The sequence below is a fragment of the Lentzea sp. NPDC003310 genome (assembly GCF_040610935.1).
Taxonomy (GTDB): Bacteria; Actinomycetota; Actinomycetes; order Mycobacteriales; family Pseudonocardiaceae; genus Lentzea.
This window is the reverse complement of record NZ_JBEXNC010000002.1, coordinates 333,208-356,473: the sequence shown is the minus strand read 5'-3', so window position 1 is coordinate 356,473 and position 23,266 is coordinate 333,208. Positions and strand designations below refer to the sequence as shown.

The following is a 23,266-nucleotide window of genomic DNA, read 5'->3' as shown; positions in this document are numbered from 1 at the left end:
CGTCGCTAGCGAATGGAGCGACGCTAACACCACGGGCGCTCGGATGTCTAGCGGTGCTAGATTTTGCGGGTGAGCATCCAGAACCGGCGTGAGCGCGAGCGGGCCGAGCGCCATCAGCTGATCATCGACGCCGCCCGCGACCTGGCCGAGGCCGAAGGGTGGGACGCGGTCACCACCCGGCGGCTCGCCGAGAAGGTCGAGTACAGCCAGCCGGTGCTGTACAGCCACTTCAAGGGCAAGGACGCGATCGTGCGCGCCGTCGCCATCCAGGGCTGCGGCGACCTGGCGCGGGTGCTGCGCAAAGCTCGCCCCTCGCGTGGCGAATCGCGGTTGCGGGCGGCTGCGGAGGCGTACCTGCGGTTCGCGCGGGAACGGCCCGCGCTCTACGACGCGATGTTCGTGCAGCAGTCCGACATCCCGTGGGGCACGGAGGAGGTGCCGCAGGAGCTGCTCGACGCGTTCGGGGAGCTCGTCGCCGCGGTCGAGCCGGTCCGGGGCGAACGGCACCTGGAGGCGTTGACGGAGGTGTTCTGGAGCTCGCTGCACGGCATCGCGACGCTCGTGCAGGGCGGCAGGCTGCGACCGGCGTACGACGACACCCGGCTCGACCTGCTCCTAGGTGCGCTCAGCCTCGCACAGCACGAAGACGGGCTTTGAGCCGATCCTGGTCAGCACCACCGTGGCCGAGCCGGGGCCGGAGAGCTTGAGGCGCTTGCGCATCGTGTTCGGGTCGACGTCGAGGCCGCGGACCAGGATCTCCAGCCGGCCGATCGACCGCGTCTTCAGCAACGACTTGAGCGACTTCTCCGTGTAGTGCCCGTGTTCGAGCACGCGGAACGCCCGGATGCCCGGCGGCGGCTCGGAACCGCTCAGGTACGCGATGCGCTCGTCCAGCTGCCACAACCCGTGCCGCGCGGCGTAGTGGCGCACCAGGCCCGCCCGCACCACCGCGCCGTCCGGGTCGATCAGCCACTCGCCGGGGGCGGCGACCGGGCAGTCGTCGGGTTCGACGTCCGTCAGGGTCCACGACGACGTGCCGTGCAGCACCGAGGCGCGGCGCGACACACCCGGCGTGGCCAGGCCTCTCGTCCACAGGCAGGCCTCGCGGACGGCGCCGTCCAGCGACACGACCTCGATCTCGTCGGCCCACGGCGCGACGGCGAAGTCGATGCCGGGAGCGCACTTCACGGCCAGGTCGACGTCCGCGTACACCGCCGACAGCTCGTCGAGCGGCGGCACGAAGTCCGACGGGTTCCACTTGCGGCGGCCGGCGGAGTCGCGGCGCGCGGGGTCCGCGGTGACCGCCGAGGCGCGCGACACCGGCCGCAGGGCGTCCGCGACCACCACGAGCTGGTCCGGAACGTTGTTGCGCGCCATGGCAAGGCGCACCGGGTCGAGGTCGGAGCCGACGCAGGCCGACGCCACCTCGCTCAGCGCGGACAGGTCCGCGCCGACGGAGCACGTGACGTCGTGCACCGACCGTCCGGCGAACCGCGCGGCGCGGTGCCGGGCGACCGCGGAGGCCGTGGCCTGCTGCAGCGCGTCGTCGGTGAAGAGCCATGACCTGGCGGAGTCCAGTTTGGACACCGCACGACGGCGCAGCAGCACCGTTTCCACGACGGGTGCGAAGGACGGGCCCAGCTTCCGCCGGGCCGTCTCGACGTCGCGGACGCGGGAAACGTCCGAAAAGGACAACGCGTCCACCCAGGCCAGCGCGGCGGTTCCGGCGTCGGAGCGCAGGAACGCCACGTCGGCCGTGGTGAACGCGTAGCCCACTTACGAGGACTTCTTGCCGGTGATCGACACGTTGTAGAACACCTCGCGCGGCAGGACCTTCGCGAGCACGTTCTGGTCGACCCACGAGAGGTTCTGCCAGGTGCGGTAGGCGAACATCGCCCAGCCGAAGCCCAGCTTCTCGCGCGGCACGGCGGCCTCGAACGTGCGCACCGGCCAGCCGAACAACGCGGCCGACAGCTCGTCCGTCACCGCGCGCACGCCCACGGCACCGGCGCGACGGGCGGTCGCCTCCAGCTGGTCCGGGTCGAACGTGTGCAGGTCCACCACTGCTTCCAACGCGGCCGCGCGGGAGGACTCGTCGAGCTCCTCCTGCGGGCGGCGCCAGTCGCCCAGCACCGGCACGGCCTTGGTGATGTTGGTGGTCAGCCACCACGTCGCCTGGCCGAGCTTGCGGGCGTAGAAGTTGCCGATGTTCGTCGGGTCGCCCGCGAACACGAACTTGCCGCCGGGCTTCAGCACGCGCAGCACCTCGCGCATCGCCGCCTCGACGTCGGGGATGTGGTGCAGCACCGCGTGGCCGACGACGAGGTCGAACGTGTTGTCGTCGTACGGGATGCGCTCGGCGTCGGCGACCCGGCCGTCCACGTCGAGTCCGAGGTGCTCGGCGTTGCGCAGCGCCACCTCGACCATGCCGGGCGACAGGTCGGTGACCGACCCCTTCTTGATCACCTCGCCCTGCATCAGGTTCAGCAGGAAGAAGCCCGTGCCGCAGCCCAGTTCCAGCGCGTGCTCGTACGGGCCGACGTCACCGGCGGCGGCGCGGAACCGGTCCGTCGCGTAGGTGATGCAGCGGTCGTCGTAGGAGATCGACCACTTCTCGTCGTACGTGCCCGCTTCCCAGTCGTGGTAGAGCACCTGGGCGAGCTTGGTGTCCTTGTAGGCCGCCTCGACCTCTTCGGCCGTCGCGTGCGGGTTGGGTGCCGGGTCAGTTGCCACTGAACTTCGCCTTTCCGGGACCGTTCTCGATGAACGACTCCACGCCCGCCTTCTTGTCCTCCGTCGCGAACAACGCCGCGAAGAGGTGGCTCTCCAGCTTCAGGCCCGACTCGAGGTCGGTGTCGAGGCCACCGTCGACGGCGGCCTTCGTCGCGGCCAGCGCGAGCACCGGCCCGTTGACGAACTGCTTGGCCCAGCGCACGGCCGCGGCGTACACGTCGTCCGGCGCCACGACCTCGTCGACCATGCCGATCTCGAGCGCCTCCTGGGCGCCGACGAACCGGCCGGTGTAGAGCAGGTCCTTGGTCTTCGACGGACCGATCAGCCGGGCGAGGCGCTGCGTGCCGCCACCGCCGGGGATCAGGCCGAGCAGGATCTCGGGCTGGCCGACCTTGGCGTTGTCGCCCGCGATGCGGCGGTCGCAGCCGAGCGCGACCTCGAACCCGCCGCCGAGCGCGTAACCCGTGATGGCGGCGACCGTCGGCTTCGGCACCGAGGCCAGCGCGCCGAGCGCGTCCGACAGGCCCTTGGCCCGCAGCGTCATCTCGGCGTGGGAGATCTGCGCGAACTCCTTGACGTCCGCGCCGGCCGCGAAGACCTTCGGGCCGCCGTAGACGATGACCGCGTAGACGTCCGCACGCTCCGAGGCCTCCTTCGCGGCGGCCTGGAGCTCGGTCTGCACCTGCCGGTTCAGGGCGTTCATCGGCGGCCGCTCCAAGCGGATCGTGCCGATCCCGTCCGAGACTTCGAGCCGAACGAACTCAGCCAAGGGAGCCCTCCATCAGTTGTCGCGACGTCGATGTCACGTTACCCGGCGGTAGCTTTTCAGACTTTGCGGCGGGCGAAGAAGCGGTCCCCGGACTTCTGCAGCTCCAGGTCCTGCCCGAACGTCTTCGAGAGGTTCTCCTCGGTGAGGGTGTCCTCCAAGAGCCCTTGGGCGACGACCGAGCCCTCGCGCAGCAGCAGCGCGTGCGTGAAGCCCGGCGGGATCTCCTCCACGTGGTGCGTGACCAGCACCATCGCGGGCGCGTCCGGGTCCATCGCCAGCTCGGAGAGCTTCGCGACCAAGTCCTCGCGACCACCCAGGTCCAACCCCGCGGCCGGCTCGTCGAGCAGCAGCATCTCGGGGTCGGTCATCAACGCGCGGGCGATGAGGGTGCGCTTGCGCTCGCCCTCGCTGAGGGTGCCGTAGAGGCGGTCGGCGAGGTGGTCCATGCCGAGGGTGCCGAGCAGCTCGCGGGCGCGGTCGGTGTCCTGCTTGCCGTACTCCTCGCGCCAGCGGCCGAGGACCGCGTAGCCGGCGGAGACGACGAGGTCGACGACCGTCTCGTCGGGCGGGATGCGGCCGCCGAGGGCGGCGCTGCACAGGCCGATGCGCGGCTTGAGCTCCTGCACGTCCGTCTTGCCCAGGCGTTCACCCAGGAGGTGGACCTTGCCCTTGGTCGGGTGCAGGTCGGCGCTGGAGAGCCTTAGCAGGGTGGTCTTGCCGGCGCCGTTCGGGCCCAGCACCACCCAGCGCTCGTCCAGTTCCACGCTCCAGTCGATGTTGCCGACCAGCGTGTTCTTGCCTCGGCGGACCGACACGCCCGCCATGTGCACGACCAGATCTGTCACGTCGACGTCCGCCACGCCCCCATTGTTCCGAACGGCCCCCGACCGACCACACGTCGGGGTGCACCTCACGCCGGGTGAGGGCGCTGCGCCGCCTGTGTGAACTCTCAAGTTCTATGTCGGTGTCGGATGCCAAGATCGGAGGCATGGCTACTCGACCCGAGTCCGAGGTGCTGGCAGGCCGTCCGTTCCCGCTGGGGGCGCACGCCGAGGCCGGCGGTGTCCGGTTCGCGGTGACGTCGCACGTCGCGGACGCGGTCGAGGTGTGTCTGATCGGCGACGACGGCACCGAGAAACGGGTCGAGCTGACCGAACGGACGTTCGGCGTCTGGCACGGCCTGGTGCCCGGCGTCACACCGGGGCAGCGGTACGGGTTCCGCGTGCACGGGCCGTACGACGCGGGGCGCGGGCTGCGCTGCAACCCGGCGAAGCTGCTGGTCGACCCGTACGCGCGGCAGATCGAGGGCGGGATCACGAACCTGGAGGCCGCGCTCGGGTACGTGGGCGACCCGATGCACGGGCCGCCGTCCGCGGTCGACTCGCTCGGCAGCGTGCCGTTGAGCGTCGTGAGCTCGCCGGGCGGCGCGGACACCGGCGTGAAGCCGGACGTGCCGTTCGAGGAGGCCGTCGTCTACGAGATGCACGTCAAGGGCTTCACGAAGAAGCACCCGGAGATCCCGGAGAAGCTGCGCGGCACGTACCTCGGGCTCGCGCACCCGGCGGCGATCGAGCACCTGACGCGGCTCGGCGTCACCAGCGTCGAACTGCTGCCGGTGCAGGCGTTCCAGGACGAGCCGTCGCTCATCGAGAGGGGCGCGCGCAACTACTGGGGCTACTCGCCGTTGGGCTACTGCGCGCCGCACGCCGCCTATGCGAGCGAGCCGGGCAACGAGATCCAGGAGTTCCGCACGATGGTCGCCGCCCTGCACGCGGCGAACATCGAGGTGCTGATCGACGTCGTCTACAACCACACCTGCGAGGGCGGGCCGGGCGGGCCGACGATCTGCTTCCGCGGTTACGACGCGCCGGGCTACTACCTGCACGCGGGTGGCGGCAGCACGGTCGACATCACCGGCTGCGGCAACACGCTCGACGCCGGGTCGCCGCAGGTCGTGCGCCTCGTCACCGACTCGCTGCGGTACTGGGCGGAGGAGATGGGCGTCGACGGCTTCCGGTTCGACCTCGCCTCCACCATGGGGCGGCCGGGCGGCGGGTTCTTCGACCGCGACAGCGCCCTGCTGACCGCGATCACGACGGACCCGGTGCTGTGCCGGGCGAAGCTGATCGCCGAGCCGTGGGACGCGACGGGCGACGGCTACCGGGTCGGCGACTTCGGCATGCAGTGGGCCGAGTGGAACGGCCGTTACCGCGACACGGTCCGCGACTTCTGGCGCGGCCACACGTCCGTGCGCGACCTCGCGTACCGGCTGTCCGGGTCGAGCGACCTCTACGCGGACGACCTGCGCCGGCCGTGGCAGTCGATCAACTTCATCACCGCGCACGACGGGTTCACGCTGCGCGACCTGGTGTCGTACAACGACAAGCACAACGAGGCCAACGGCGAGGAGAACCGCGACGGCACGAACGACAACCGGTCGTGGAACTGCGGCGCCGAGGGTGAGACGTCCGACCTGGAGGTCCTCGCGCTGCGGGCGAAGCAGGCGCGGAACCTGCTCGCCACCCTGCTGCTGTCCACCGGCACGCCGATGATGACGGCGGGCGACGAGATGTGGCGCACCCAGGGCGGCAACAACAACCCGTACTGCCTCGACGACGACGTGTCGTGGGTCGACTGGACGACGAGCGACGCGAGCGAGGCGCTGCTGGGCTTCACGCAGCGGCTGATCGACCTGCGGGCGTCGTCGCCCGCGCTGCGGCAGCCCGAGTTCTTCGAGGGCCGCACGACGCCGAGCGGCAACCCGGACCTGGTGTGGTTCCGCCCGGACGGCCACGAGATGGCCGAGACGGATTGGTTCGACGAGGGCCGCCGCACGCTCGGCATGTTCATCGACGGCTCGAACTGCCTGTCGCGCACCAGGGACGGCGAGCTCGTGTCCGACGACTCGTGGCTGATGCTGATGCACGCCGGTGCGGAGGCGATCACGGTGACGCTGCCGCACGAGCGCTACGGGCCGTCGTACGAGCCGTTCCTCGACACGACGACGGCGGACGGCTCCCCCGCGCACCCCGGTTCGCTCGCGCCGCGCGGCAAGCTCGAGGTGCCCGCGCGCTCGTTGCTGCTGCTGCGCATTCCACGCTGAAGTCCTTGCGGTTACTTGACTCTGTGTCCGACGTTCTTCCGCCAAATGGACGCTCTAGCCACACTCAGAGTGCGTCTGGCACCATCAGGCCCGTGGTCGTCTACTGCTGGACCGACCGCACGATCGACCTCGTGCTCGTGGCGTCGTGCGGGTGTAGCTCGACGCGACGCACGCGCTGACCGGAGCGCCCTGCGTCGCGTCTTGATCGCTACCCCAAGACGACGCGGCCTTCAGGAGCGAGTGCGTGACCTCGACGTATGCAGATCAAGATCAATTCGACCTCCACCCCGTGCTGGACAGCAGGCTGCTGCGCGACGTGATCCACCCGTCGCGCGACCTGTGGACGCCCCGCGAGCTGCGCGACCTCACCTCGTTCGTGGCGAGCGAGCTCACCACCGGGCTGCTGCAGATCCTCGACTACTCGACCGAACGCCGCTGGTGGGCGCGCCTGGGGCTGACCGAGGGCGTCGAGCTGTGGCTGCTGTCGTGGCTGCCCGGCCAGGGCACCGAGCCGCACGACCACGGCGGGTCGGCCGGGTCGTTCACCGTGCTCACCGGGAAGCTGCGGGAGGACTACCGCTACCCCGCCGGGCCGATCCGCTCGGCCGTGCGCGACACCGGGGACGCGCTGGGCTTCGGGTCGGGGCGGGCGCATCAGGTGCTGAACCCGTTCGACGCGCCGGCCGCGACCGTGCACGCCTACTCGCCGCCCCTCGTGCCGACCCGCGAGTACGCCTCGCTGGCCGACATCCCGGACTCGATCCCGCCACTGCCCGCACAACGCCTGCCGCTGGCGCAGCTTCGTCAGCTCGCCGACCTGGAGGGCCCGTGAGCAGCCTCGACACCATCCTCGACGAAGCCCGGTCGCACCTGAAGCGGCTGGAACCGCACGAGGTCCTGGCGCTCGAGGACGCGCTCGTCGTCGACATCAGGCCCGCGCACAACCGGCTGGCCGAGGGCGAGATCGAGAACTCGGTCGTGGTCGAGCGGATCGTGCTGGAGTGGCGGCTCGACCCGGAGGGCGACTGGCGGCTGCCGGGCTTCACGGCCGACACGACCGTGGTCGTGGTCTGCAACGAGGGCTGGGCGTCGTCACTCGCGGCCAGGGACCTGCAGCGGATCGGCCTGCCGAACGCGACCGACCTCGTCGGCGGGTACCGGGGCTGGCGCGCGGCCGGGCTGCCGATCCGCGAGGGCGGCTCCGCCCCCGTGGTCTGAGGAACCGCGGACCCGCCGGTAGCGTCTGCTGATCGTGACAGTCGTGCGCAGGGTCGTGGTGGCGCTGGTGCTGGCCGGCACGGTCGCCTGGACGTTCCCCGAGGTACACCTCGGCCTCGCCGGTGCGCTGGTCGGCCTGCTCGTGGAACTGACGTCGGTGCAGGCGGGCCTCGCGCTCGGCGCCGTCCTCTTCGGACTCCGGATCACCCACCTGATCATCGGCGTCGGCGCCGAGCTCAAGTCGTGGACGCGGCCGCACCGGCGGATCGTGCTCCGGACCATCCCCCTGCTCGCCACGATCGGGACCACCGGGCTGAAGCCGGGGGTGCGGCGGCGGACCGTCCTCACCGGAGTGTTCGCGATCGTCTTCTGCGCGGCGGTCGCGGCCCTGCTCTGGCTCACCGCCGGGTCGTCGTTCGGCAAGGGCCTGGCGCTCGCCGCCACCGGCTGCTTCGTGGTGCAGCTCCTGCCGGTCGAGAAGGCCGGTCACACGAGCCTCGGCTGGTACCTCTTCCGGTTGCCGAGGCTGACCGGCCGGCCGCTGGACGAGCTGGAGGCGCGGCCGCGCGTGACCGCCGGCATGGACGCCTACCAGCGCGGCGACCTCGACGAGGCCGAGCGGATCCAGGCGGAACTGGCCCGCGACCACCCCGACCTGCTCGTCGTGGCCGGGTTGAAGGTCGTCACGTCGTGCGCCCGCGAGCAGTACCTCGACGCGCTGCAGACGGCGATCGGGCTGACCGGCCGCGAGGGCCTGACCACCCGTGAGCTGGCGTTCGTCATGGCCACGACCGCCGGGATCGCCGTGCTCGCGGTCGAGGCGGGCCAGTTCCCGGCCGAGGTCGGACTGGAGACCGCGCGCAGCATGTTCGACAACGCCTACGAGGCCGGGTACCCGAAGACGCGCGCCAACGGATCTCTCGCGATCATCGCGCTGATCGAGGGCGACACCGCGGAAGCCCGCCGGCTCGCGGGCCACTCGGCCGAGTCGAGCGAGGACGCGCACGGCCGCGCGGACGACCTGGTCACGATCGCGCGGGCGTGGATGGCCGACGGCGACAACGCGAAAGCCCGCGAACTCGTGGCCGAGGCGCACGAGCTCGCGGGCTGGAGTCCGCGGGTGGCGGCGACCCGCGCCCGCCTGGAGATCAGCTGACCTGGGGAAGGTGACCGCCCCGATTCGGGCGGCCGGAGAGCAGCCGATTCCGGCGATTCCTCCGCGGTGGGTCAGCCCGGGAAGCCCGGCGCGTTGTTGCCGTTGCCGTTGCCCGCGCCGACGTTGTTGCCGCTACCGCCGTTGCTGTTCCCGTTACCGCCGTTGTTGTTGTTCCCGACGTTGTTGCCGTTGCCTCCGATGTTGCCCGATCCGGTGACGTTGCCGTTTCCGGGAGTCCACGGGTTGTGCGAGAGCGCGGTGATCGAGATGGGACCCACCAGCTGCGTGTCCAGCACGTCGCGGCTCTGGGTGGGAGCGGCGTGCGCGGTCGACGCGAAGAGTCCCATGCCCGCGATAGCGGCGCCGAGGACGATTGCCTTCTTGATCATCTGCAGTTTGCCGTTCTTCGAGCAGCGGATCGAGCAATTGCAGATTAACCACAGATCGGAAGCGATTACGAATCAGTCGCACCATTGTGTGCTTTACTCGAAAACCCTTGAACTGCAACAAACGGGTGACGCCGCAGCTCGACCAGGTTATTCCGACCCAAACGGAATGTCACGCTCCGCACACGGCAAAGGGCCCGTCACCGAGACCGGTGACGGGCCCTTTCCCACCCCGCGAACGGACTAGCTCTGCTGGACCGGCAGCGGCAGACCGGGCAGCGTCGGCAGGCCGCCGGGAGGCGCCGGCAGGCCGCACTTGCTCAGCAGGTCGGTGACGGTCTTGAGCAACGTGGTCAGCAGGCCCGTGAGCTTGCCGACGTCAGGAAGGGCACCACTGGCGGCGCCCAGCACCGTGCCGCCGAGCCCGGCGATGCTCGAGATCAGGTTCATCACGACCGGGAGGCACTGGTCGACCGGACCGGTGTACTCGGCGGCCTTCGCCGGCAGCGGCACGCCCGGCACGCTCACCGGCGGTGTCGGCAGACAGCCGGAGCTCTGCATGGCTGTCACGAGGCCGAGCAGGTCTCCGATCAACGGTGTCACCGCGCCCACGTTGGGCAGGGGCAGCAGACTGCTGACTGTTTTCGTGAGCTTTCCGGCGAGGTCCTGGACGAGACCGGCGCAGGCGGCTGGGAGTTCTGGCGCGGCGGGCGACGCACTGGCAGCCGGGACGGCAGAGGCGGTGAACAATGCTGCGACGAGCGAGAGTGCGGTAATCGTCTTCTTCACGGCTACCTTCTTCCTCAATGCGCAATTCACTTGGAGCCGCCCCTGGAAATGCACTCAGCGAATTCCGGTGCGGTTCATTCCATGTCCAGGAGCGTAAGCCTGCATCCGGGCCCCTACCAGCGGAGATCACGAATTCACCCGCTCGAAAAAGTAGTCATTCGTTTGAGTTAAGGGCTTTGCGGGGTACAGGCCTGCGGCAGGTCACGAGCAGTGAACAGGCAACAAGGAAGACGAACAGATCAGGGCATCCAGCTCGCCGTTGGACGACGAACCGGATGCCCTGTGCGACCTCGTAAAACGGTCAACTAGCCAGGACGACCCTGCCCAGTTCCGCGGGGGTGGCCAGCAGGCCGTGGCGCGGCAGCACGCGGACGGTGTAGCCGAGCGACCCGGCGTGCGGCAGCGGCACCTCGGCCTCGTAGTTGCCGTTGCCCGCGTAGTTCATGGGCGCCGACACGATCTCCTTGAGCTCGTCGGAGTCGTTGGACAGCTTGCCGAGCACGACCTGGACGTCCACTTCGGACGGCTCCAGCCCGGCCAGCTCGACGCGCGCCCGGACGATGACCGGCGCCCCGAGCACCGGCACCGAGGACCCGCTGATCACCAGGTCGCTGTCGAGCACCCGGACCCGCGTCCAGGACGCGCGCAGCCGGTGCCGGTACGCGGACAGCTCCTTCGCGCCCCGGTAGCCCTCGCCCACGACGTTCTGCGCGGACGCGGCGGCCGGCGCGTAGTACGTCTCGACGTACTCGCGGACCATGCGCGAGGCCTGCACGACCGGGCCGAGCGAGGCCAGGGTGTGCCGGACCATGGACATCCAGCGGGTCGGCACGCCGTCCTCGCCGCGGTCGTAGAACAGCGGCGCGACCTGCGAGCCGAGCAGGTCGTACAGCGCGTTGGCCTCCAGGTCGTCCCGGCGGACCGGGTCGTTGACGCCGTCCGCGGTCGGGATGGCCCAGCCGTTCGAGCCGTCGTACAGCTCGTCCCACCACCCGTCGCGGATGGACAGGTTGAGGCCGCCGTTCAGCGCCGCCTTCATGCCGGAAGTGCCGCACGCTTCGAGGGGGCGCATCGGGTTGTTCAGCCACACGTCGCAGCCCCAGTACAGGTACCGGGCCATGGACATGTCGTAGTCCGGCAGGAACACGATCCGGTGCCGCACGCCCGCGTCGTCGGCGTAGCGCACGATCTGCTGGATCAGCGCCTTGCCACCGTCGTCGGCCGGGTGCGACTTGCCCGCCACGACGAGCTGCACGGGCCGTTCGGGGTGCAGCAGCAGCGAACGCAACCGCTCCGGGTCACGCAGCATGAGCGTGAGGCGCTTGTACGTGGGCACGCGCCGTGCGAAGCCCACGGTCAGCACGTCCGGGTCGAACACGCCGTCGGTCCAGCCCAGCTCCAGCGCCGACGCGCCGCGCTGCAGCCACGACTCGCGCAAGCGCCTGCGCACCTCGTCGACGAGCCGGCCGCGCAACGTCGACCGCAGCTCCCACAGCCCCGCGTCGGTGACCGGCTCGAACGAGCCGATGCCGAACCCGGACGTGCTCTGGGTGTCCGCCTCCGAGGCTCCGAGGAGCTTGTTCATCTCGGTCGCGGCCCACGTCGGCCCGTGCACGCCGTTGGTGACCGAGCCGATCGGCACCTCGGTGGCGTCGAAGCCCGGCCAGAGGCCGCGGAACATGTCCCGGCTGACCTCGCCGTGCAGCTTCGACACGCCGTTCGCGCGCTGGGCGAGCCGCAGCCCCATGTGCGCCATGTTGAACATGCCGGGGTTGTCCTCGGCGCCCAGCGCGAGGATGCGCTGGGTGTTCACGCCCGGCACCAGGTTCTCGGCGCCGAAGTAGTGCTGGACCAGGTCGACGGGGAACCGGTCGATGCCCGCGGGCACGGGCGTGTGCGTGGTGAACACCGCACCGGCGCGCGCGGCCGTAAGTGCCTGGTCGAAGTCGAGACCGTCGTTGGTGATGTACTCGCGGATCCGCTCGAGGCCAAGGAAGCCCGCATGGCCCTCGTTGGTGTGGAAGACCTCGGGCTGCGCGTGACCGGTGAGCTCGCAGAACGTGCGCACGGCGCGCACGCCGCCGATGCCCGCGAGGATCTCCTGGCGGATGCGGTGGTTCTGGTCGCCGCCGTAGAGCCGGTCGGTGACGCCACGCAGGTCCTCGTCGTTCTGCTCGACGTCCGAGTCGAGCAGCAGCAGCGGGACCCGCCCGACCTGCGCCTTCCAGATCTTGGCGCGCAGCGTCCGGTCGCCCGGCATGGCCACGTGCACCAGCAGCGGCAGCCCGGACGGCTCGGTCAGCAGCTCGAGCGGCAGCCCGCGCGGGTCGAGCACCGGGTAGTGCTCCACCTGCCAGCCGTCGAGCGACAGCGACTGCCGGAAGTACCCGGACCGGTAGAGCAGGCCGACGGCGATCAGCGGAACGCCGAGGTCGGAGGCCGCCTTGAGGTGGTCGCCGGCGAGGATGCCGAGACCGCCGGAGTAGTTCGGCAGCGCCTCGTGCACGCCGAACTCCATCGAGAAGTACGCGACGCTGGTGGGCAACGGTGTGTCGGGCGCCCCGTGCTCACGGCGCTGGGCGATCTCGTCCTGCCGGCGCTGGTACCAGCGCGGACCTCCGACGTACCGCTCCAGATCGCTCGCGAGCGCGTGGAGCTTGAGCAGGAACTGCTCGTCTCTCGCGAGGTGTTCCAGCTTCCCCGCGTCGACGACGGAGAGCAGGCGCAACGGGTCGCCACCGACCTCGGACCAGACGCGGGGGTCGATCGAGGAGAAGAGGTCCTGCGTGGCCGGGTGCCACGTCCAGCGCAGGTTGGTGGCGAGCGTGCTCAGCGCGGACAGGGGCTCCGGCAGGCTGGCTCGGACGGTGAACCGGCGAAGTGCTCGCATGACGAGCGAACTTACCTGCCACCCCTGAGTGCCTGACAACGTTCCCGGTCAGACCTGCAACGACTTGCAGAACCGGTCAAGACGGGGACGGGCCGTGAGCAGCCTGGATGCGCAGGTCGGGGCGTTTGGCGGACGCTCCCCGCTCCAGGAGGTCGTGGAGCCTGCCACCCAGCTCGGTGACGTCGGCGTCACCGAGCTCCACCTCGACGGACGGGGCGATCTCCAGCACCTCGGCGTCCTCAGCGACGAACTCGAGCGTGAGAACGGTCCCTTCGAGCAGCACGGCGCGCAGGCACCCGTAGAGCGTCGCGCCGCGTTCGGTCGACACGCAGTGGGTGTCCATTCCGTACTGGACGTCCTGCTCGTCCGGTTCACCGGTCGAGCACTGGATGGAGAACGACCGGCGCGCTCCGGACTCGTCGAGCCCCGCGACCGCGACCTCGAGGACCTCCTCGTCCTCGAGGTCCTCGAAGTAGCCGATCTCGGCCGAGGTCAGCCGCACCGTCAGTTCCGCTCCTCGCCGGTGATCAGGAGCTTCTCGCCCTTGCCCGAGATCGTGAGGATGTGCTCGGCGGCCACCTTCTCGTCGGTGTCCTTGACAGTCAGCTCCAGCGCCGTCGTGGCCGTGAACGTGCCGTCGTCGGCCTCGACCAGCGGCCCTTCCTTGATCACGACCTTCGAGTACTTGCCCCAGAACGCCTTCTCGCCCGCCTCGCTCGGCGCCTGGTCCGGGTCCCAGTCGGCGCGGGCGCCGGCGACGTTGCCGGGCAGCTTCCCGTAATGCGTCTTCACGAACTGGGTGACCTGGTTGGGGGTGAACTTGGGCGGCGGCTTCGTGGTGGTCGTGGGCGGCGGCTTGGTCTGGGAGGTCTGCTTCTCCGTCGTGGTCGTGGGCGCGGCCGTCGGCTTCTCGGAGGCGGGGTCCTGGGTCTGCGACGTGGCCTTCGGGGTCGACGACGTGCCGCCCTGGCCCGTGCGGTCCTGGTCGCTGCCGCTCGTGGCGATCGCGTAGACGATGCCGCCGATCAGCAGCACGCCCAGGACCACGGCCGCGATCACGAGGCCGCGGTTCTTCTTCTGCTCGGGCTCCGGCTCGTAGTCGTCGTACCGGTCGTCGTCGTAGGTCGCGGGCAGCGGCGCCGGCGGACGGGTGCGCGGGGCCTGCTGCGTCGGCATCGGTCGCGGGGTGTGCGTGGCGGGGCCGGCGGCGCCCATCACGGCGGTGCCGGACGGCGGCGTCATCGGGCGCGGCGGGATCACGCGCGTGGTGGGCACGGGCTGGCCCGCGGCGATCGCCTTCAGCTCCTCCGCGGCCTGGGCGGCGGTCGGGCGCTGCGACGGCTCGTTCGCGAGGAGCCTCGTGAGCAGGCCGGTGAGCGGGCCCGAGCGGACCGGCGGGCGGGTCTCGCCGCGCGCGACCTTGTAGAGCAGGCCCAGGTCGTTCGTGCTCTTGCCGAACGGCGGTTCGCCCTCGGTCATCGCGTAGATCGTCGCGCCGAGCGAAAACACGTCCGAGGGTGGCGCGGGCTCGGCACCGCGGGCCAGTTCCGGCGCGAGGTACGCGGGGGTGCCGGCGAGCATGCCGGTCTTCGTCACGGCCACGTCGCCGAGCGCGCGCGAGATGCCGAAGTCGGTGATCTTGACCGTGCCGTCGCGTCCAATGAGGACGTTGCCCGGCTTGATGTCGCGGTGCACGATGCCGGCGCCGTGCGCGGCGGCGAGGGCGGAGGCGGCCAGCGACCCGATGCGCGCGGCCTCCGCCGCGGGCATGGTCCCGCGCTCCGACAGGATCGACGACAGGTTGCGGGACGGCAAATACTCCATGACGAGACAGGGCTTGCCGTCCTCGACCACGACGTCGTAGACGGCGATGGCGTTCGGGTGCTGCAACCGTGCGGCGATGCGGCCCTCGCGCATGGCGCGCTGCACGGCCTCGTGGAACTCGTTCGACTCGACGTCGTTCAGAAGCAGCTGCTTGACCGCCACGTCACGGTGCAGGAACTCGTCGCGCGCACGCCACACGACACCCATCGCACCGGCGCCGAGCTGATCGAGCAGGACGTAGCGGCCTCCAAGCTTGTTCACGCGCGCACGGTACCCGTAGCGCCCTCTTAACACGGTGAGTTGTCGCGAAGAGTCCAATGAAGAGGACACCAAATGCCGGGAACGTGGCCGAGAGACCCTGGACACGATCAGCGCTCTAGGTGTGCGATCGACTGTGACGGGGTACGGACTTGGATGGGGTAACCCGCTGTCAGACGGCTTGATCGAGCAAGGCAGGATTTGACGCAGTGACGTGGACTGACACGGCGGAAGGGCGCTGCCGATGAGCGGACGGCTCGGTATCGACGACGTATCCCCGGTGGTGTCGGCTGGTAGGTATCCAGCCAAAGCCGTTGTGGGAGAACACATTCCGGTCCAGGCGACGGTGTGGCGCGAGGGGCACGACAAACTCGCGGCGACAGTCAGCTGGCGCGGACCGGAGGACCGAGTCGCTCGACAGACCCGGATGCACGAGGTCGGAATCGGCCTCGACAGATGGGGTGCGGTGGTCGTTCCGGACGCCGAGGGCGCCTGGACGTTCCGGATCGATGCGTGGAGTGACCCCTGGGGCACCTGGAACCACGCCGTTGAGGTGAAGATCGCCGCCGGGCAGGGCCCCGGTGATCTCGCGAATGATCTCGAAATCGGGGCCCGGCTACTCGATCGAGTGGCAAAGCGACCCGATAGGCGACAAGAGCGAGCACTTCTCATGTCCGCCGCGGAAGCACTGCGCGACGAGGACCGGCCGCTGGCCGAACGCGTCGCGCCGGCGCTCGCCGCCGAGGTGCAGAAGGTCATGTTCGAGCACCCCGTGCGCGAGCTGGTCACCAAGGGCAAGACGCACAAGATCTGGTGCGACCGGAAGAAGGCCGCGTTCGGTTCCTGGTACGAGTTCTTCCCGCGCAGCACCGGCGGGATCGACGAGACCGGGCAGGCGGTGCACGGCACGTTCGCCACGGCCACCAAGGAGCTCGACCGCGTCGCCGCGATGGGCTTCGACGTCGTCTACTTCCCGCCGATCCACCCGATCGGCCGAGTCAACCGCAAGGGCCCCAACAACACGCTCGTCGCGACGCAGGACGACACGGGATCACCGTGGGCGATCGGCGCGGACGAGGGCGGGCACGACGCGATCCACCCGCAGCTCGGCACGATCGAGGACTTCGACGCCCTCGTCGCACGGGCGAAGGACCTCGGCCTCGAGGTGGCGCTCGACTTCGCGCTGCAGTGCGCGCCCGACCACCCGTGGGTGCTCAAGCACCCGGAGTGGTTCACGGCGCTGCCCGACGGCACGATCGCGTACGCGGAGAACCCGCCGAAGAAGTACCAGGACATCTACCCGATCAACTTCGACCTCGACCCGCAGGGCCTCTACCACGAGGTGTTGCGCGTGGTGCTCTTCTGGGCCGAGCACGGGGTGCGCATCTTCCGGGTCGACAACCCGCACACCAAGCCGCCGGACTTCTGGCAGTGGCTGATCTGGAAGGTGAAGGAGGTCTACCCGGACACGCTGTTCCTGGCGGAGGCCTTCACCCGCCCGGCCCGCCTCTACGGCCTCGCGAAGCTCGGCTTCACCCAGTCGTACACGTACTTCACGTGGCGGACGGGCAAGCAGGAGCTGATCGAGTTCGGCGAGGACGTCCGCGACCACTGGGACGAGGCGCGGCCGAACCTCTTCGTGAACACGCCGGACATCCTGCACGAGTCGCTGCAGCACGGCGGCCCGGCGATGTTCGGCCTGCGCGCGGCGCTCGCGGCCACCCTCTCCCCCACGTGGGGCGTGTACAGCGGCTACGAGCTGTTCGAGCACGAGGCCGTGAAGCCGGGCAGCGAGGAGTACCTCAACTCCGAGAAGTACCAGCTGCGGCCCCGCGACTACGCCCGCGCGCTCGCGGACGGGCGCAGCCTCGAACCGTGGCTGCGCAAGCTGAACCACATCCGCAAGGCGCACCCCGCGCTCCAGCAGATGCGCACGCTGCAGTTCCAGACCGTGGACAACGACGCGGTGGTCGCCTTCTCCAAGCGTGACCCGGAGAGCGGCGACACCGTCGTGGTCGTCGTCAGCCTCGACCCGCACCACGCGCAGGAGGGGACGCTGTACCTCGACCTGCCGGCCCTCGGGTTCGACTGGCACGAACGCGTGATCGCGCACGACGAGGTCACCGGCGAGACGTGGGACTGGGGGCAGGCGAACTACATCCGCCTCGAACCGTGGCGCGCCACCGCGCACGTCGTGAGCCTGCAGCGCCGTTTCAGCTGATCAACCGCACAACCCCCGACGAGGTGGGAACCATGGCCGACGACTCCCGTCCCGACGCTGCGCTCGGGTTGGAGGGTGTTCCGCACACCGGAGAAGCCGTCAACGACGACGGCATGCTGATCGAGCCGCAGGCGGAGGACTTCAAGTCCGCGAAGCCGGCCTCCGCGAACCCCGACTGGTTCAAGGGCGCCGTCTTCTACGAGGTCCTCGTCCGCGCGTTCAGCGACTCCAACGGCGACGGCACCGGTGACCTCAGAGGGCTCGCCTCGCGCCTCGACTACCTCGAGTGGCTCGGCGTCGACTGCCTCTGGCTGCCGCCGTTCTACGCGTCGCCGTTGCGCGACGGCGGGTACGACATCAGCGACTTCCGCGCGGTGCTGCCGGAGTTCGGCACCGTCGAGGACTTCGTGTACCTGCTGGAGGAGGCGCACCGGCGCGGGATCCGGGTGATCACGGACCTGGTGCTCAACCACACCAGCGACGCGCACCCGTGGTTCCAGCAGTCGCGGCAGGACCCGACCGGGCCGTACGGCGACTACTACGTGTGGAGCGACGACGACTCGCGCTACAGCGACGCGCGGATCATCTTCGTCGACACGGAGTCGTCGAACTGGACGTACGACCCGGTGCGCGGTCAGTTCTTCTGGCACCGCTTCTTCAGCCACCAGCCGGACCTCAACTACGAGAACCCGGACGTGCAGGAGGCGATGCTCGACACGCTGCGGTTCTGGCTCGACCTCGGCATCGACGGCTTCCGCCTCGACGCCGTGCCGTACCTCTTCGAGGAGGAAGGCACGATCTGCGAGAACCTGCCGCGCACGCACGAGTTCCTGAAGAAGTGCCGCAAGGTCGTCGACGACGAGTTCCCCGGCCGCGTGCTGCTGGCCGAGGCGAACCAGTGGCCGTCGGACGTGGTGGAGTACTTCGGTGATCCGGCGGTGGGTGGCGACGAGTGCCACATGGCGTTCCACTTCCCGTTGATGCCGCGGATCTTCATGGCGGTGCGGCGGGAGTCGCGGTTCCCGATCTCGGAGATCCTGGCGCAGACGCCGTCGATCCCGGAGAACGCGCAGTGGGGCATCTTCCTGCGCAACCACGACGAGCTCACGCTCGAGATGGTCAGCGACGAAGAGCGCGACTACATGTACGCGGAGTACGCCAAGGACCCGCGGATGAAGGCGAACATCGGCATCCGCCGGCGGCTCGCGCCGTTGCTGGAGAACGACCGCAACCAGCACGAGCTGTTCACCGCGCTGCTGCTGTCGCTGCCGGGCTCGCCCGTTCTGTACTACGGCGACGAGATCGGCATGGGCGACAACATCTGGCTCGCCGACCGCGACGCCGTGCGCACCCCGATGCAGTGGACGCCGGACCGCAACGCGGGGTTCAGCAGTTGTGACCCCGGCCGGATCTACCTGCCGGTGATCATGGACCCGGTCTACGGCTACCAGGGCCTGAACGTCGAGGCCCAGCTCAACAGCTCGACGTCGCTGCTCAACTGGACCCGCCACATGATCGAGGTCCGCAAGCAGCACCACGCGTTCGCCGAGGGCGACTTCACCGAGCTCGGCGGCTCGAACCCGAGCGTGCTCGCCTACAAGCGGCAGTGGAAGCGCCCGGACGGCCGCGAGGACATCGTGCTCTGCGTGAACAACCTGTCCCGCTTCCCGCAGCCCGTCGAGCTGGACCTCTCCGAGCACCGCGACCACACGCCGGTGGAGCTCACCGGAGGTGTCAAATTCCCCGCGATCGGGGAACTCCCCTACCTGTTGACCCTCCCGGGTCACGGTTTCTACTGGTTCCAGCTGGTAGAGGCGGGCGACGACAGCGAGATGAGGTGAATCCGCCCGTGACCGATCCCCACGAACTGGTCGAGAAGCTGGCCGCCTCGCTGCCCGATCTGCTCCCGGCCGCCAGGTGGTTCGGCGGCAAGGACAGGCCGATCACGGCCGTCCGTCCACTGAGGACGACGGTGGTGGACGGCGACCTGGTGCACGTGATCTTCGAGGTGGAGCAGCCCGGCCGCACCGAGAGCTACCAGGGCGCGCTCAGCCTGAGCACCGGTGCCTGGGACGTGCTGCTCGACCCCGAGCACAACGGCGTGCTGCTCGACCGCATCGCGGAGGGGCACTCCGTCGACGGCATCACCTTCGCGCACGAGCCCGGCACCGAACTGCGGACGGGCCTGCGCGGCCGGCCGATCGGCGTCGAGCAGTCCAACACGTCGCTGATCTACGGCCAGCAGTACATCCTCAAGATCTTCCGCAAGCTCGCGAAAGGCGAGAACCGCGACCTGACCATGCACCGCGCACTGCGGTCGGTCGGCTGCGAGCACATCGCGCAGCCCCTGGGCGCGATCTCGACCGAGCTGAACGGCGAGCCGGTGACCCTGGCGATGCTGCAGGAGTTCCTGCCGGACGCCGTCGAGGGCTGGGACATGGCCAAGACCTCGGTGCGCGACCTGATGGCCGAGGCCGACCTGCACGCGTTCGAGGTGGGCGGCGACTTCGCCGGCGAGGCGCAACGCCTCGGCCACGCCGTCGCGAAGGTGCACGCCGACCTGGCCTCCGCACTGGGCACGCGCACCGCCGACGAGAACGCGATCGCGCAGGCCATCGAGGGCATGCAACGGCGCCTGGGCACCGTGCTCGAGTCGGTGCCGGAGCTGGGCCGCTACGAGGAGCCGCTGCGCGCGTCGTTCGAGGAGGCCCGCCGGCACGTCGGCGAGATCTCCATCCAGCACATCCACGGCGACCTGCACCTGGGCCAGGTGCTGCGGACCGTGCACGGGTGGCTGCTGATCGACTTCGAGGGCGAGCCCGCGGCGTCCGTCGAGGACCGCCTCGCGCTGCGGTCGCCGTTGCGCGACGTGGCGGGGATGCTGAGGTCGTTCGACTACGCGGCGCGGCAGCTGCTGATCGGCCAGCCCGACGACGACCAGCTCGCCTACCGCGCGATGGAGTGGACGAAGCGCAACCGGGCGGCGTTCTGCGACGGGTACGCCGAGGTGGCGGGCGACCCCCGCGACCACGCGCACCTGCTGCGCGCGTTCGAGCTGGACAAGGCGGTCTACGAGGTCGCATACGAGCACGCCAACAGGCCGGAGTGGTTGACGGTTCCGCTGTCGTCGATCGCCCGGATGACTTCTGGAGGAGAGTAAGCCGTGAAGGCCGACCTGGACCGACTCCTGTCAGGTGCGCACCACGACCCGCACTCGGTGCTGGGTGTGCACACCGTCGGCGACCAGGTGGTGGCGCGGGCGCTGCGACCAGGCGCCACGTCGGTCGCGGTGGCGTGGGGCGACAAGCAGGTCGAGCTGCCGCGCATCGCGGACGCGCTCTTCGAGGGCGAGCTGCCCGAAGCGCCCGGCGACTACCGGCTGCTGGTGTCCTACGGCGACCACACGGTCGAGGTCGACGACCCGTACCGGTGGCTGCCCACGGTCGGCGAGCTGGACCTGCACCTGATCGGCGAGGGCCGGCACGAGCGGCTGTGGGACGTGCTGGGCGCGCACGTGCGCTGCTACGAGACGGTCGCCGGTGACGTCACCGGTGTCTCGTTCGCCGTGTGGGCGCCGAACGCCCGCGGGGTGCGCGTGACCGGTGACTTCGACGGCTGGGACGGGCGCGCGAACCCGTTGCGCTCCATGGGTTCCAGCGGTGTGTGGGAGGTCTTCCTGCCGAACGTCGTGGTGGGGTCGCGGTACAAGTTCCGCATCCTCGGCCAGGACGGCGTGTGGCACGAGAAGGCCGACCCGATGGCGTTCGCGACGGAGGTCCCGCCGCAGACCGCCTCGGTCGTCACGCGGACCGAGTACCAGTGGCAGGACGCGGAGTGGGAGGCGCGGCGCGAGGCCACGCAGTGGGCGAACGCGCCGATGTCGATCTACGAGGTGCACCTCGGGTCGTGGAAGCCGGGCCTCGGGTACCGCGAGCTCGCGACGGAGCTCGCGGACTACTGCGAGGACATGGGCTTCACGCACGTCGAGATGCTGCCCGTGGCCGAGCACCCGTTCGGCGGGTCGTGGGGCTACCAGGTGACGTCGTACTACGCGCCGACCTCGCGGTTCGGGTCGCCGGACGACTTCCGGTACTTCGTCGACACGCTGCACCAGCGCGGCATCGGCGTGCTGGTCGACTGGGTGCCCGCGCACTTCCCGAAGGACGCCTGGGCGCTCGCGAAGTTCGACGGCACCCCGCTCTACGAGCACGCCGACCCGCGGCGCGGTGAGCAGCTCGACTGGGGCACGTACGTGTTCGACTTCGGCCGCAACGAGGTCCGCAACTTCCTCGTGGCGAACGCGCTGTACTGGATCGAGGAGTTCCACCTCGACGGGCTGCGCGTGGACGCCGTCGCGTCGATGCTCTACCTCGACTACTCGCGGCCCGAGGGCCAGTGGCTGCCCAACGAGTTCGGCGGGCGCGAGAACCTCGACGCGGTGCGGTTCCTGCAGGAGCTCAACGCCACGGTCTACAAGCGGCACCCCGGCGTGGTCATGATCGCCGAGGAGTCGACGGCGTGGCCGGGCGTCACGCGGCCGACGCACCTCGGCGGGCTCGGGTTCGGCTTCAAGTGGAACATGGGCTGGATGCACGACACGCTGCACTACCTGTCGCGTGAGCCGGTGCACCGCTCGTTCCACCACAACGAGATGACGTTCTCGCTGGTGTACGCGTGGAGCGAGAACTTCGTGCTGCCGCTCTCGCACGACGAGGTGGTGCACGGCAAGGGCTCGCTGTGGGGCCGGATGCCGGGCGACGACTGGAACAAGGCCGCGGGCGTGCGGTCGCTGCTCGCGTTCATGTGGGCGCATCCGGGCAAGCAGCTGCTGTTCATGGGCGGCGAGTTCGGGCAGCGGCAGGAGTGGTCGGAGTCGCGGTCGCTCGACTGGCACCTGGTCGAGCAGGAGCCGCTGCACCAGGGCATCCAGTCGCTGATGCGCGACCTGAACTCGGTGTACAAGGGCGCGGCTGCGTTGTTCAGCCACGACGTGACGCCCGAGGGCTTCCAGTGGATCGACGCGAACGACTCCGGCGGGAACGTGCTGTCGTTCCTGCGGGTCGGTGAGGACGGCTCGACGCTCGCCTGCGTGGCGAACTTCTCCGGGTCGCCGCACCACGACTACCGCGTGGGTCTGCCGTCCGCCGGGCGGTGGAAGGAGCTCGTGAACACCGACGCCGCGCACTACGGCGGGTCGGGCGTGGGCAACATGGGCGGTGTCGAGACCGAGGCGAAGCCGTGGCACGGCCGGCCGCACTCAGCGATCCTGCAGCTGCCGCCGTCCGGCGTGCTGTGGCTGGTGCCGGAGGACTGACCGGTCCGGTAGAGCGCCGTTCCAGTAGAGGGCACCGGTCACCGCAACGGGACCGGTGCCTTCGCACGTGCGGACGACCTGGTCGCGCAGGTCGAACGGATCGCCGCAGCCGGTGATCCGCAGGCCGGTCAGCGGTTCGCTGCCGGTGTTGGTGACGGTCACGGTGTGCGCGTCGGCCGTGACCTCGTAGGCGGAGACCCTCAGGAACACGCACTCCCAGTGGATCTCCGTGGTCGTGGTGACGAAGAACCGCACAGTGGCGGCGTCACGCGGTGCGATCACCCCGTAACTGTTCTGGCGCCTCGTCTGGCGTATGGGCGTGAGTGCGTAGGTCCGTCCGGTCTGGACACCCGCGCGGTCGAGGAACTGCAGCCCGGTGGCCGTCGCGGGTCCGGGCCTGCGGCTGCCGGCCCAGACGGACAGGTCGTAGACACCGCCGGGCACGGCGGGGAGCGCCGAGTGGACGGTGCCGGGCCCGGTGATCATGCCCACGCGCGGTTGCGGCGCGATGCCGCCGCCGCAGCCGGGCATGGTCGGATCGGCCCCGCTCGGCGGGCCCAGGAGCAGCAACACGGCGCAGATGTATTCGCGCACGATGGGAAATG

At 70.0% G+C, this 23,266-nt stretch carries 19 protein-coding genes; 9 read left to right on the top strand and 10 right to left on the bottom strand.

Features of this window, described 5'->3' with window-relative positions:
- Nucleotides 1-69 precede the first annotated feature (69 nt).
- On the top strand, nt 70-657 hold the full coding sequence (locus tag ABZX02_RS04220) for a TetR/AcrR family transcriptional regulator (RefSeq protein WP_355294654.1): 588 nt from the start codon (nt 70-72) through the stop codon (nt 655-657).
- Here ABZX02_RS04220 and ABZX02_RS04215 read toward each other — a convergent pair.
- Genes ABZX02_RS04215 through ABZX02_RS04200 form a run of 4 tightly spaced genes read right to left on the bottom strand, consistent with a single transcriptional unit; the run spans nt 616 to nt 4,326 of the window.
- Nucleotides 616-1,776: a class I SAM-dependent methyltransferase gene (locus ABZX02_RS04215; RefSeq protein WP_355294653.1), complete on the bottom strand. Its 1,161-nt coding sequence runs from the start codon at nt 1,774-1,776 to the stop codon at nt 616-618. The genes ABZX02_RS04220 and ABZX02_RS04215 overlap by 42 nt on opposite strands.
- Nucleotides 1,777-2,733 (bottom strand): class I SAM-dependent methyltransferase, encoded by a 957-nt coding sequence (locus ABZX02_RS04210; RefSeq protein WP_355294652.1) that lies wholly within the window; start codon nt 2,731-2,733, stop codon nt 1,777-1,779. It lies immediately after the preceding gene.
- Entirely contained in the window at nt 2,723-3,502 is a 780-nt protein-coding gene (locus tag ABZX02_RS04205) for an enoyl-CoA hydratase-related protein (RefSeq protein ID WP_355294651.1), read from the bottom strand. Before ABZX02_RS04205 ends, ABZX02_RS04210 begins: the two co-directional genes overlap by 11 nt.
- Before the next feature lie 56 nt (nt 3,503-3,558).
- On the bottom strand, nt 3,559-4,326 hold the full coding sequence (locus ABZX02_RS04200; protein WP_355295006.1) for an ABC transporter ATP-binding protein: 768 nt from the start codon (nt 4,324-4,326) through the stop codon (nt 3,559-3,561).
- 164 nt (nt 4,327-4,490) lie between these two features.
- Here ABZX02_RS04200 and glgX point away from each other — a divergent pair, with 164 nt between their 5' ends.
- The 4 genes from glgX (at nt 4,491) to ABZX02_RS04180 (ending at nt 8,979) form a co-directional block, all read left to right on the top strand.
- Entirely contained in the window at nt 4,491-6,605 is a 2,115-nt protein-coding gene (gene glgX / locus ABZX02_RS04195; RefSeq protein WP_355294650.1) for a glycogen debranching protein GlgX, read from the top strand.
- Between the two features lie 244 nt (nt 6,606-6,849).
- Nucleotides 6,850-7,437 carry a cysteine dioxygenase family protein gene (locus tag ABZX02_RS04190; RefSeq protein ID WP_355294649.1) on the top strand — a complete coding sequence of 196 codons (588 nt, stop codon included), beginning with the start codon at nt 6,850-6,852 and terminating at the stop codon, nt 7,435-7,437.
- On the top strand, nt 7,434-7,823 hold the full coding sequence (locus ABZX02_RS04185) for a rhodanese-like domain-containing protein (RefSeq protein WP_355294648.1): 390 nt from the start codon (nt 7,434-7,436) through the stop codon (nt 7,821-7,823). The genes ABZX02_RS04190 and ABZX02_RS04185 overlap by 4 nt, the downstream gene beginning before the upstream one ends.
- Before the next feature lie 43 nt (nt 7,824-7,866).
- Nucleotides 7,867-8,979 (top strand): hypothetical protein, encoded by a 1,113-nt coding sequence (locus ABZX02_RS04180; protein ID WP_355294647.1) that lies wholly within the window; start codon nt 7,867-7,869, stop codon nt 8,977-8,979.
- Between the two features lie 71 nt (nt 8,980-9,050).
- Here the strand turns inward: ABZX02_RS04180 and ABZX02_RS04175 are convergent, their stop codons facing one another.
- From ABZX02_RS04175 to ABZX02_RS04155, 5 genes are all read right to left on the bottom strand, one after another.
- Nucleotides 9,051-9,368, bottom strand: coding sequence for a hypothetical protein (locus ABZX02_RS04175; protein ID WP_355294646.1), 318 nt, complete (start codon nt 9,366-9,368; stop codon nt 9,051-9,053).
- Nucleotides 9,369-9,608: 240 nt separating this feature from the next.
- On the bottom strand, nt 9,609-10,154 hold the full coding sequence (locus ABZX02_RS04170; protein ID WP_355294645.1) for a hypothetical protein: 546 nt from the start codon (nt 10,152-10,154) through the stop codon (nt 9,609-9,611).
- A gap of 301 nt (nt 10,155-10,455) precedes the next feature.
- Complete coding sequence (gene glgP / locus ABZX02_RS04165) at nt 10,456-13,044, bottom strand: alpha-glucan family phosphorylase (RefSeq protein ID WP_355294644.1); 2,589 nt, start codon at nt 13,042-13,044, stop codon at nt 10,456-10,458.
- Between the two features lie 76 nt (nt 13,045-13,120).
- Nucleotides 13,121-13,546, bottom strand: a complete 426-nt coding sequence (locus tag ABZX02_RS04160; protein ID WP_355294643.1) for an Imm10 family immunity protein — start codon at nt 13,544-13,546, stop codon at nt 13,121-13,123.
- A gap of 2 nt (nt 13,547-13,548) precedes the next feature.
- Nucleotides 13,549-15,129 carry a protein kinase gene (locus ABZX02_RS04155; RefSeq protein WP_355294642.1) on the bottom strand — a complete coding sequence of 527 codons (1,581 nt, stop codon included), beginning with the start codon at nt 15,127-15,129 and terminating at the stop codon, nt 13,549-13,551.
- A gap of 241 nt (nt 15,130-15,370) precedes the next feature.
- Between ABZX02_RS04155 and ABZX02_RS04150 the strand changes: the two genes are divergently transcribed.
- The 4 genes from ABZX02_RS04150 to glgB are packed head-to-tail and all read left to right on the top strand — an operon-like array spanning nt 15,371 to nt 22,661.
- Nucleotides 15,371-17,347 (top strand): maltotransferase domain-containing protein, encoded by a 1,977-nt coding sequence (locus ABZX02_RS04150; RefSeq protein WP_355294641.1) that lies wholly within the window; start codon nt 15,371-15,373, stop codon nt 17,345-17,347.
- A gap of 32 nt (nt 17,348-17,379) precedes the next feature.
- On the top strand, nt 17,380-19,188 hold the full coding sequence (gene treS / locus ABZX02_RS04145) for a maltose alpha-D-glucosyltransferase (protein ID WP_355294640.1): 1,809 nt from the start codon (nt 17,380-17,382) through the stop codon (nt 19,186-19,188).
- Nucleotides 19,189-19,196: 8 nt separating this feature from the next.
- Nucleotides 19,197-20,507: an aminoglycoside phosphotransferase gene (locus ABZX02_RS04140; protein WP_355294639.1), complete on the top strand. Its 1,311-nt coding sequence runs from the start codon at nt 19,197-19,199 to the stop codon at nt 20,505-20,507.
- A gap of 3 nt (nt 20,508-20,510) precedes the next feature.
- Entirely contained in the window at nt 20,511-22,661 is a 2,151-nt protein-coding gene (glgB, locus tag ABZX02_RS04135; protein WP_355294638.1) for a 1,4-alpha-glucan branching protein GlgB, read from the top strand.
- Here glgB and ABZX02_RS04130 read toward each other — a convergent pair.
- A complete protein-coding gene (locus ABZX02_RS04130; protein ID WP_355294637.1) occupies nt 22,605-23,255 on the bottom strand; it encodes a hypothetical protein in 651 nt (216 codons plus the stop codon). The genes glgB and ABZX02_RS04130 overlap by 57 nt on opposite strands.
- Nucleotides 23,256-23,266 lie beyond the last annotated feature (11 nt).